The sequence below is a fragment of the Longibacter sp. genome (assembly GCF_051155795.1).
In the GTDB taxonomy this organism is placed as follows: Bacteria; Bacteroidota; Rhodothermia; order Rhodothermales; family Salinibacteraceae; genus Longibacter.
Window position 1 is genome coordinate 1 of the sequence record NZ_DAXETW010000047.1, and the last position, 10,369, is coordinate 10,369.

The 10,369-nt window shown below is 63.3% G+C and carries 8 protein-coding genes and 1 pseudogene; 7 read left to right on the forward strand and 2 right to left on the reverse strand.

The annotated features are described in order from the left end of the window. The 5 genes from ACFCU0_RS05725 to ACFCU0_RS05745 all read left to right on the forward strand — a co-directional run. On the forward strand, positions 1 to 543 hold a 543-nt coding region (locus ACFCU0_RS05725; RefSeq protein WP_434972707.1), incomplete at its 5' end, for a peptidoglycan DD-metalloendopeptidase family protein. 311 nt (positions 544 to 854) lie between these two features. Continuing rightward, positions 855 to 2,555, forward strand: a complete 1,701-nt coding sequence (locus tag ACFCU0_RS05730; protein ID WP_434972708.1) for a potassium channel family protein — start codon at positions 855 to 857, stop codon at positions 2,553 to 2,555. Between the two features lie 245 nt (positions 2,556 to 2,800). Further along, complete coding sequence (locus tag ACFCU0_RS05735; RefSeq protein WP_434972709.1) at positions 2,801 to 3,727, forward strand: mechanosensitive ion channel family protein; 927 nt, start codon at positions 2,801 to 2,803, stop codon at positions 3,725 to 3,727. Positions 3,728 to 3,974: 247 nt separating this feature from the next. Continuing rightward, a complete protein-coding gene (locus tag ACFCU0_RS05740; RefSeq protein WP_434972710.1) occupies positions 3,975 to 5,714 on the forward strand; it encodes a L,D-transpeptidase family protein in 1,740 nt (579 codons plus the stop codon). Between the two features lie 56 nt (positions 5,715 to 5,770). After that, positions 5,771 to 6,766: a D-Ala-D-Ala carboxypeptidase family metallohydrolase gene (locus ACFCU0_RS05745; protein WP_434972711.1), complete on the forward strand. Its 996-nt coding sequence runs from the start codon at positions 5,771 to 5,773 to the stop codon at positions 6,764 to 6,766. 191 nt (positions 6,767 to 6,957) lie between these two features. Here ACFCU0_RS05745 and ACFCU0_RS05750 read toward each other — a convergent pair whose 3' ends face one another. Together ACFCU0_RS05750 and ric are read right to left on the reverse strand one after the other, a co-directional pair. Continuing rightward, a complete protein-coding gene (locus tag ACFCU0_RS05750; RefSeq protein ID WP_434972712.1) occupies positions 6,958 to 8,067 on the reverse strand; it encodes a Gfo/Idh/MocA family protein in 1,110 nt (369 codons plus the stop codon). 230 nt (positions 8,068 to 8,297) lie between these two features. After that, the gene (gene ric / locus ACFCU0_RS05755) at positions 8,298 to 8,990 is read right to left on the reverse strand and encodes an iron-sulfur cluster repair di-iron protein (RefSeq protein WP_434972713.1); all 693 of its coding nucleotides are present in this window, start codon (positions 8,988 to 8,990) and stop codon (positions 8,298 to 8,300) included. A 451-nt stretch (positions 8,991 to 9,441) separates the two neighbouring features. Between ric and ACFCU0_RS05760 the strand changes: the two genes are divergently transcribed. After that, the gene (locus tag ACFCU0_RS05760; RefSeq protein WP_434972714.1) at positions 9,442 to 9,921 is read left to right on the forward strand and encodes an RrF2 family transcriptional regulator; all 480 of its coding nucleotides are present in this window, start codon (positions 9,442 to 9,444) and stop codon (positions 9,919 to 9,921) included. A 47-nt stretch (positions 9,922 to 9,968) separates the two neighbouring features. Further along, positions 9,969 to 10,369, forward strand: a pseudogene (locus ACFCU0_RS05765) (hypothetical protein); the annotation flags it as partial.

A 10,369-nucleotide genomic window follows, 5' to 3' on the forward strand; every position in this document is an offset into this window, starting at 1 on the left:
CTCATTCACCCGCCGATCGATGCGACGGAGGGCGGTTTTTCCCTGTCGACCCGAGAGCACACGTACAAGTCGCAGCTCCGCCTGGGCGATCAGCTGGCGCGCGACTTCGGGGTAAAAAAGCTCCACGACGACGGCATCGCGCGGCCGTACGAGCCGACGTCCCGCGGGGAGGCGAATGACGACTGGTACGCATGGCAGCGCGACGTCCTCGCTCCGTTTGAGGCGACCGTCGTTCGTGTTACGGAGCCGGATACGACGAACGTGCCGGGAACGATGAATCGAAAGGCTCAGCCGGGCTTCATCCTTTTTCACGACGGAACGACGACCGTCGTGTATGCCCACGTCCGCGAAATCACCGTCGAAGAGGGCGAGACCGTGCAGCCAGGACAGGTGGTTGCCCGGGTGGGAAACAACGGAAACTCGCGCGCTCCTCATGTGCATGTCGGCGCATGGGTGGGCGCCCCGTCGCTCGCGGGATCGAAGACGGGCGCGACGCCGCTTCAGATTCAGGTCGATCTTTATTCGGCGGAGCGGGAGCGATAGATTCAGGACCGTACGGAACCGCGAGGCCTACACGTTTAGCGCTCGACAGCGGTCTCGCACTACCAGCTGGCGCGTTCGCAGGAGTTGATCGAGAACCCGGGCCCCGTCGTCGCCTGTGGATGCGAGATGAGCACAGGTTAAAGCCGGGCGACCGGCCGCTGGACATTCCGGCGGACTGCCGTGTATGATAGGATCCTTTTCGTTCCCCTGTTGGTCGGTTCGTTATCCGTCGAATCCCTCGAACCGGTCAACAGCGCTGCAGTCTCCCATGCTGTGGCCAGCCCGGGTATGCAGTTTCCCTTCCTGTCTCCATGAAAACCCTCAGCACGCAGCTCTCCTATTTTCTGCAGAACAAGGAGATCCGGCAAAACCTCCCCATTCTGCTGAAATACGTTGGCGTCCTTGTGGCCGTGATCGTCGTGTTCACGGTCCTCTTTCACTTCATCATGCTCTATGCGGAAGGGGAGCAGCATTCGTGGATCACCGGTCTGTACTGGACGCTCACGGTGATGAGCACGCTCGGATTCGGCGACATCACGTTTCAGAGCGACATCGGGCGGCTCTTCAGCGTGATCGTGCTCATCACGGGCATCGTCATGCTGCTGATCGTGCTGCCGTTCGCGTTCATTCGTTTCTTCTACGCGCCGTGGCTGGAGGCGCAGATCCGTTCACGCGCCCCTCGGGAGCTTCCCGAGACGACATCGGGCCACGTCCTGATAACCGATCGGGATGCCATCGCGCCCGGCCTGATCGCGCGACTGGAGCGCAGCAACATACCCTACGCGTTGATCCAGCCCGACCCATCCGTTGCCTCCGAGTGGTTCACGGAGGGGCTGTCGGTGGTCGTTGGGGAGATCGACGACCAGGAGACGTATCGTCGTCTGCGCGCCGATCAGGCCCGTCTCGTGCTGGCCAACCGCGACGACATCGTGAACACCAACATCGCGCTGACCGTGCGCGAGGCCGCGCCGGACGTGTCGGTTGCCGCGGTGGCCGATAACGAGGATGCGATCGACATCCTGGAGCTCAGCGGGGCGACCCACGTCCTTCCGCTCAAGCGGTGGCTGGGCGAGCAGCTGGCGAACCGGATCAACACCCAGCATGCGGGCCTCCATACGATCGGGGAGTACGAGGACTTGAAGATCGCGGAGCTTCCCGTGCACCGCACGCCGCTGGCCGGGCATACCATCCGGGAAACGCAGCTCCGCGAAAAGACCGGCGTCAGCATCATCGGGGTGTGGAAGCGAGGGCTGATGGAGCCCGCCCGCCCCGACACGATGCTAACGGATCAGTGCGTACCGGTCGTTATGGGCACGCCGGAGCAGCTCGAGGAGCTGGATATGATGCTGTCGATTTACGACGTGAATCCGAACCCGGTGCTGCTCATCGGCGGGGGAATGGTAGGGTCGGCCGCCGCGCGGGCGCTCACGGAACAGGGCGTTCCCGTGCACCTCGTTGAGCGCGACCGGCGGCGCTGCCGACTGTTGCGCGACGTGTGCACAGAGGTCTTTCACGGGGATGCGTCGGATTATCACCTGCTCCACGAAGCCGGGATCGACAAGGCCCCGTCGGTGCTTCTCACCACCAACGACGACGCCGTCAACGTATATCTCACGTCGTACTGCCGGCGCCTGAACCCGGAGTTGCGCATCGTCAGCCGGATCACGCACGAGCGCAATCTCGACGCGATCCACCGGGCGGGGGCAGACTTCGTGCTGAGTTACTCGACCCTGGGCGTCGATGCGGTGATTTCGATCCTCAACGGCCGGGAGCTCGTCGTGCTGGGCGAAGGCGTCGACCTCTTCTCCCGGGATCTCCCGAAATCGCTGCATGGCACCACGCTCGGGGAAAGTGGCATCGGCGCGAAAACCGCGCTCAATGTGGTGGCCGTCAAGCACAACGGGCAGGTGACCACCCGGCTGCAGCCGGACCTGCGCCTGAACGCTGGCGATACCCTTGTGATGGTCGGGTCCGACGAACAGATGGACGCATTTGTCGAGATCTACCAATAACGGGATGCCGCTGCAGGACGCCGCGACGACGCCCATCATGGCGCGTCGACCGATCCGCCGGCGCATCAAGCGTAACGCCGTAGCAAAAGCCGGCCAACTGCGCGACCAGAGCTCAACAGCGAGAGACGAAGCTTGTTGAGCTTTTTTCCGCCGGAAGCTCGTGAGGGATGCAGATCTGCGGCCGTCTTGCACGCGCCGGCGGGCCCTATCGCCACGATTCTCCCTGATGCACGCCTACCCCTGACATGGAGTGGCAGTCCTTCCTCCAGTCCGCGTATCGCTGGCTCATCACGACGGGTGCGGAGGTGCTCGTCATCCTGCTGGTCACGACCATCGCCTTGCGCCTTCTGCGCGCACTCGTCGACCGGTTCAAGCGGTCCTTCGAGAGCGGGTCGCGGAACGGGGAGGCAAAGAAACGAGCCGATACGCTGAGTTCGGTGATTCGGTATACGGCCGAGATCATCATCTGGGTGATCGCGGCGATGATGGTGCTGGGCGCGCTCGGGATTGATATCGGACCGGTGCTCGCAGCGGCCGGCGTGCTCGGCCTCGCCGTAGGCTTCGGCGCACAGAGCCTCGTCCAGGACGTCATCAGCGGCTTCTTTATTCTACTCGAAGACCAGATCCGCGTCGGGGATGTCGTTGACATCGCGGGGAAAGGGGGTGTCGTCGAACGACTGAACCTGCGAATGGTCGTGCTCCGCGATCTCTCCGGCAACGTGCACTACGTCCGCAACAACCAGATCGACGTGGTGACGAATATGACGAAGGAGTTCTCCTACTACGTCTTCGATATCGGGATCGCGTACCGGGAGAACGTCGACGACGCGATCGACATCATGCGGCGGATCGGCGCACAGCTGCGGGAGGACCCAGACTATCACGAAGACATTCTCGATGACCTGGAGGTCCTCGGGGTCGACCAGCTGGGCGACTCGGCGGTCGTGATCAAGGCTCGATTTAAGACGCAACCGATCAAGCAGTGGCGCGTCGGTCGAGAGTACAACCGTCGGATCAAGGCAGCCTTCGATGCCGAAGACATCGAGATTCCGTTCCCCCACATGACGGTGTACATGGGCGAGGACAAGGACGGCGGAGCGCCGCCGATGCGCGTTCAATTCGACGGCGATGCCGGCGTCGACGCCGGTTCCGGCCCGTCGGCCGGTGCCTGACGCTTCGGCAGGGTGGGGCAGGTCGTGGTGCGTGCGAAGAACGAGCGTGAAGAAAACTGCCCCTGCGTTCGAATCCGAAACGATGGCGTGAAGGGACCGGGGTGCGTCACACGATGCTTGCATTCAGGGGCCAATCGCAGAATCACCTCCTGCCACCGCGCATACCGCAGCCATCGCTGGAGCCCGGACGCATCTTCCCGGCGACCGGCGATTTCATATCGGCTGCCTGCTTCCACCGCCACGTCACGTGAGTACCCACCCTTCGCGCCAGATCCCCGTCTTTCTCATCGTTTCCATCATTGTTCTGGGCATCCTTTCGGGATGCCACGACGCGGCGCCGCCATCGATTGAAAAGGCGCTGGACGTCGAGATTCGAGCATATGATGGCGAGCGCGACAGTCTGATTCATCGTGTCTACCGCGCTCAGGGCGGGCAGCCCATCTGGCTCACGAAGGAGGGGCCAACGAACGAGGCCCGAGCGCTACTTCGCCAGTTGTGCGAGGCCCCGAAAGAGGGATTGCCGCGGGAGCGTTATAACGCTCAGGCATTGATCGATACGCTCCGCGCGGCCTTTGTCGACATGCCCGCGGGGAGTGGAGCCCGGGTCGATTCGCTGCGCCGGGCGAGGATTGCCGGTGCGGACGTGGCATTGACCCGAGCGTTTCTGACGTACGCCCGCGACCTGACGGAGGGGCGCTTAGAACCGAATGCTGTACAGGGTTCGTGGAACGTGGAGCAGGACCGGGTGTCGCCGGTGGACCTCCTCGACCGTTCCAGGCAGGACGGGGTTAACAGCACACTGGATAATGCCTCGGCCCAGCATCTCGACTATGCACCGCTTCGCGACGCCCTGAACCGCTATCGTCGCATCGCGGATCGCGGCGGATGGCCTACCCTTCCCGACGGGACGACGCTCGCGTCCGGCGATACGACGGGGGCCGTGGCTGTGCTGCGAGACCGTCTTGCGGCCTCCGGCGATCTGCAGAGGCGCGACTCGACGCAGAGTCGCTCCATGCCGTACGGGGCCGACCTGGAGCGGGCCGTCGAACAGTTTCAGCGCCGGCACGGGCTTCCGGTGAGCGGTGCCGTTGACGATGACACGCGGCAGGCGATGAATGTGAGTGCTCACGAACGGGTGCGACAGCTCGCACTCAATCTGGAGCGTCACCGTTGGCTCCCCGAAAACCTGGGGCAGGACTTCATCTTCGTCAACATCATGGACTTCCGTCTCAACGCGTACAGCGACGGCGCCGAAACCATGGAAATGCCCGTCATCGTGGGCGAGCGCGACAAGCAGACGACGGCGTTCGCCGATACGATGCAGTACGTCGTCTTCGGTCCCTACTGGAATATCCCCCGCGAGATCGCGATCGAGGAGATCCTGCCGAAGGCAAAGTCAAACCCGAGCTACCTGAAGGACAACAACTACGAGGTGGTTAACGCCGCGGGAGACGTCGTGGACGCCTCGCTGATGGACGAGGAATCGCTCCAACGGTACGACGTACGTCTTCGCGAAAAGCCCGGGCCGACCAACTCGCTCGGCCTGGTCAAATTCATGTTTCCGAACGACCACGACATCTACCTCCACGACACGCCGGCGGACCACCTCTTCCAGCGAAAAACCCGGACCTACAGTCACGGCTGCGTGCGGGTCGAGCGGCCGGCCGAGTTTGCCCGTCACGTCCTGCCCGACGACTGGTCGGAGCGCCGCGTCCGCGATGCCATGGACGCGGACGAGCGGAAGCGCGTCTCCCTCGACCACAGACTGCCGGTGTACCTCATTTACCTCACCGCATGGGCCGAGCCGGACGGAGCGGTCCACTTCCGCCGCGACCTGTACGGGCATGATCCGAAGCTGCGGACGGCCCTGGACGAACCCGAACGACGCCCGGCCTCCTGCACCCGGATCGACTCTTTCTTTGAAGACCTGGACCGCGCAGCCGAGCGGAACCGGGGCGGATGGCTCGCGCAGCTCTTTACCCGGTAACCGTGCCTGCATGCATCCCCGCACATCTCCTTTTCGCTCCTGCACGTCTTGATGCCATGACGAACCTGACGACCTCCGCGCTGTCCGCTGCGGTCCTGTTGCTCACCTTCGCGGGGACAGCGTCCGCGCAACCGTTCGTGCTGGACGACGAGTATGCCGCCGACACCGACGAGGTGGAATCTGGCTTCATGCTCCGGGTGGGAGAGGATGTCGTCCCGTACTCTGTGATGGCGGCGTTCGTGATGCCGGGCGAAACGCTCCCATTGGACGTTCTTCTGCCCACGGGAGCGACCCACTTCGCAGCCCATGCAGAGAAAGGCACCCTCGACGCGGTCGCCGGCCGACCCGGATGGACGTGGACGGCACCGGAGGAGCCGGGACTCGTCCCCATCGTGGTCAAGGACACCGTGACAGGCGACACCATCCGGATGAACGCCTTCGTGCTGACGCCCTTCGACCACGAGGATGATCGCATTGGGCCCTACCGCATCGGGGCGTATAAGTCGAAGCCTCTGCGGAACGATCCGGTATACCGCCGTCCGGAAGGGTTTATTCGGGTAACCCGGGAGAACCGGACCGCGCGGCTGAGCCCGCATTTCCGGCTGCAGCAGTTTCTGAGCAAGCAGGTCGACCGCCAGCGGACGTTCCCGCAGTACACCCTCGTCCGCGTTCCGCTTTTGCTAAAGCTGGAGATGATCGTCGATCAGGTCCAGGACGCCGGGTACGATCTCGAAACCCTCCACGTGATGAGCGGCTTCCGGACACCCTACTACAACCGGTTGATCGGCAATACCACGTCCTACAGCCGCCACCTGTACGGCGGAGCAGCGGATGTTTTCGTAGATGCGGACGGCAACGGCGTCATGGATGACCTGACGGGCGACGGGCGCGTGACAAAGGCCGACGCGCGGCGCCTGGCGAACATGGTGGAATCGATGCGCGATGAAGCCTGGTACGAACCGCTCGTCGGCGGGCTCGGCATCTACGGCCCGGCCCCCCACCGCGGCCCCTTCGTGCACGTCGACACCCGCGGCCGCCCCGCGCGCTGGTGAGGGGAATGGCGAAATGCGAATGTCGAATGTCGAAAGGCGAATTGTGAATGGGGAAGGGGGAATGTAGTACGTCGTGGGTCGTGAGTGGTGGGTCGGATGATTGCCGGTCGGATCCGGTCTCCCCTTTCCCCCTTTCTTCCTCTTTCCCCTTCCCCGTTTCCCCTCACACCCCAAACCTCGAACCCCAAACCTCACACCTCGACCCACTGCTGGCCGTTTTCGGACGATTCCATGATGGCCCGGACGATGCGGATATCGGCGAGGCCTTCGATGCCGGGCACGATGGGGGTGGTGTCGTCGAGGACGGCCCGGGCGTCGTTGTCCATCTGCCGGGCCTGTTGGTCGCGTCCGGCGGGCGGCAGCCGCGTGCCGTCGCTCGTTCGGCCGCGGACGCCGCTGTACGTCTGGAAGGGGCGTAATTGGTACGACCCATCGGTGCATTCGACGTCGAGGTAGTTGGTGGCCTTTCCAAAGCTCGTCTCCCCGCGTGCGGTGACGCCGTCCGGGAATCGCAGCTCGAAGGTGGCAAACTCCGGCACCTCGCTGTACATCTCGTCCCGTTCGGACCAAAGTCGGCCTTTCACGGCGGTCGGCTCCCTGCCGGTTGCGTATCGCGCCGCGTTGATGGGGTAGACGCCCATGTCGTAGAGCGCGCCGCCGCCCAGGTCCGCATCGCGTCGCCAGTCGTCCGGGTTTGGGTGGGCCCCGCTGTAGCCCGCGCCGGTCCGGACGGACGTGACCGCGCCGTAGGTTCGCTCCCGTGCGTAGCGCATGATCGTCCGGTTGTTCGGTTCATGCTGTAGCCGGTAGCCGACGGTGAGTTGCACGCCGTTGTGGTCGGCAGCATCGATGATGGAGCGGCACTCCGCCTCGTCCATCGCCATCGGCTTCTCGCACCACACGTGCTTACCTGCGTCCGCGGCCTTGATCGCATCGCGGGCGTGGACGCCGGGCGGCGTGACGATGTAGACGACGTCGATGTCGTCGTTATTCGCGATGTCCGGCAGCGTCTCGTAACTGTAGACGTTCCGGTCCGGGATGTCGTACTGCCGCTGCCAGCGGGGGACTTTTTCGGGGGAGCCCGTGACGATGCCCCGCAACGCGCAATGCTCCGTGTCCTGAAGGGCCGGTGCGAGCTGGGTGGTGCTGTATGTGCCGAGGCCGCAGAGCGCAACCCCGAGCGTCTTACGCCGGGGAAAAAGGATCGCCGGTGCGCCGATGGCACCTACCGTCAGTGCCGAGCCGGCCTGCTTCAGGAACGTTCGGCGCGAGGACGTGCGGGAGGCGAGGTCATCGGGCATAACAGGACTTGTCGGTGTGTGGGCGTCGAGGATCGGAGGCGCCAATGGGGCGACCGGTGTACGAACAACGACGGTCCGTCGTTGCGCGACCGGTCCCTCATGTTGGGACAGGCGCGTCGACCTGAACAAAATCCGACCTACCACCCACAACCCAGGATCGACAAAACTCTCCGGCATCGCCTCCCCGGCGTCTTACAAATTGTAGCGCCGAAACGGCTTCGTCTGACGTATTAGTTCAGGATTGCCCGTGCCCGCGGGAAAAGAATGTGGTTCTCCTTGTGCACGTGCCGGTGCATATCCGTCTCCAGGTCGCGGAGGCCGTCGACCAGGGCGCGGAACGTCGGGCAGGCCCACTCCGGCGCCGTGTACTCGTTGCTCAACGCGCGGAGTTGCTCGAGCGCGTCGCCGGCTTCGTCGTGTTCGGCGATCATCTCTTGCATCGGCTCGGAAAGGTCGGTCGCATCGGCCTGGTTGCTCGCCGTGCGGATGAGGGGAAAAACGATCTCCTCCTCTTTGCGCATGTGGTCGACCAGCTCGTCACGGAGATTGGTGAATACCTGCCGTGCTTCGCTCACCCAGGTCGCCTCTTCGCCGTGGGCGCGTTCGACACGCTTGAAGTGGCGGCTTAGTCGGGGCAGTTCGGACCGGAGGAAGGTGTGGTGAGTGGCGATGATATGATCGATGAGCTCGTCGAGCGGCTGATCGCTCCAGGATTCGCTGGGCTCGTCAGCCGGGCCCGTCGAAGCATCCAGCATGGTGCCGACGGTTTCGGGGTCGAGTCCTTTCAGCGCAGCGGCTTCCCGAAGCGATCGTCCGCCGCCGCAGCAGTAGTCGATTTTCAGGCGATCGAAGACCCGGGCCCGGTCGGGCCGCTCGGCCACGAGATCGCCCACGGAGGTCTCGAGCAGGTTGGAAACGGTCATGGTTTCGAGGTTTGAGGTTTGAGGTTTGGGGTGCGAGGTGCGAGGGAATGGGCGGCAGGGCAAACGCGGAAAGGCGAAGCACGCGGCAATTCAGCCGTTTGACACTCAGAATTCCCCATTCGCCGTTCCCCATTTGATATTCTCGATTCTCAATTTGTTATATCAGTTTTCGGAGTCTCTTATCCGAATAAGATGTGCGGGTTGCACCTGAAGCGCAAAGAAACGACGAAGGGCGTGTTTTCCTTGCGCTGTTCTCGCTGCTGAAGATCTCGGAATGGCGCAGTGAGGATGGTCACGGAGCATCGGCAGTGAACCAGATGCCGGCACCCCTCGGAACTTTCCCTGCGCCGCGTTTCGACGAGGAACCAGGGTGACAGCTTTTAATATGGATGTACAACTCCGAATTAGGTTGCGGTATCTTTCTTCCCTCTTTCCCTGACTCTGATCGCCCGTGATTCTCACGAAAGGATGTGAGTACGGCCTCCGTTCGATGCTGTATCTGTCCCTTCGAGAGACGGACGAATACGTATCGGTCCGCGAAATCGGTGAGTCGCTGGATATCTCCCCCACCTTTCTGACGAAGGTATTTCAGGAGTTGAATGACGCGGGCCTGGTCGATTCGCGGCGCGGGCGCTATGGCGGCGTCACCCTGGCGCGGGATCCGACGTCGATTACGCTGTATGAGATCGTTGCGGCCGTCGACGGGGAGTCGCTGTTCCAAGAGTGCGTGCTGGGTCTTCCCGGGTGCGGCGAGGAGAAGCCGTGCCCGTTGCATCAGGAGTGGACGCACCAGCGCGACCAGCTCGAACTGATGTTTCGGCGAGTGACGCTGAAGCAAATGGCGGGACGGGCGGTTGACCGCGACATACGCATTACCGCGGAGTCGATTGCAAGTCGAGTGATTCCGTCGGTGGGGAAGGATGCGAAGTAGCGGCGCTTCAGCTCGACGATCTGGGTCATTGTCGATGATCACGCGTCATGCCAACACCCTCAGCGTTTACGTCATCGGACGAACGATCCGCCGAAGGGGTCGAGCCCCGCAACCGTCGGTCGGGCACCGGTGTGCGTCCGATCGCCGTATGGATCGGAGCGCTTCTGTGCTTCGTTGTGGCCGGAGGGACCGGTTTCTTCTTTCGGGCGGCGCCCGGGTTTGGCTGGACCTCGGGCTTTGACCTCGCGAACGTTCGCCACGCCCATTCGCACCTGATGTACTTCGGCTGGGTGATGCCGGCGGCGATGGGGCTCCTGGCGACCTACCTCTCGTCGACCCGGATGCGAACCCTGGCCTGGGTCACGCTCTGGCTCGCGGCCCTCTCCTACCCGCCGTTTTTTCTCTACGGATACGGAATGGCTCCCGTGGGCGACCTGCGGCTGCCGCT

What these genes read in the sequence shown, in the direction of transcription:
- ACFCU0_RS05730 (WP_434972708.1), top strand. Translation starts at nt 855, where the DNA reads ATGAAAACCCTCAGCACGCAGCTCTCCTATTTTCTGCAGAACAAGGAG.
- ACFCU0_RS05735 (WP_434972709.1), top strand. Translation starts at nt 2,801, where the DNA reads ATGGAGTGGCAGTCCTTCCTCCAGTCCGCGTATCGCTGGCTCATCACG.
- ACFCU0_RS05745 (WP_434972711.1), top strand. Translation starts at nt 5,771, where the DNA reads ATGACGAACCTGACGACCTCCGCGCTGTCCGCTGCGGTCCTGTTGCTC.
- ACFCU0_RS05750 (WP_434972712.1), bottom strand. Translation starts at nt 8,067, where the DNA reads ATGCCCGATGACCTCGCCTCCCGCACGTCCTCGCGCCGAACGTTCCTG.
- ric (WP_434972713.1), bottom strand. Translation starts at nt 8,990, where the DNA reads ATGACCGTTTCCAACCTGCTCGAGACCTCCGTGGGCGATCTCGTGGCC.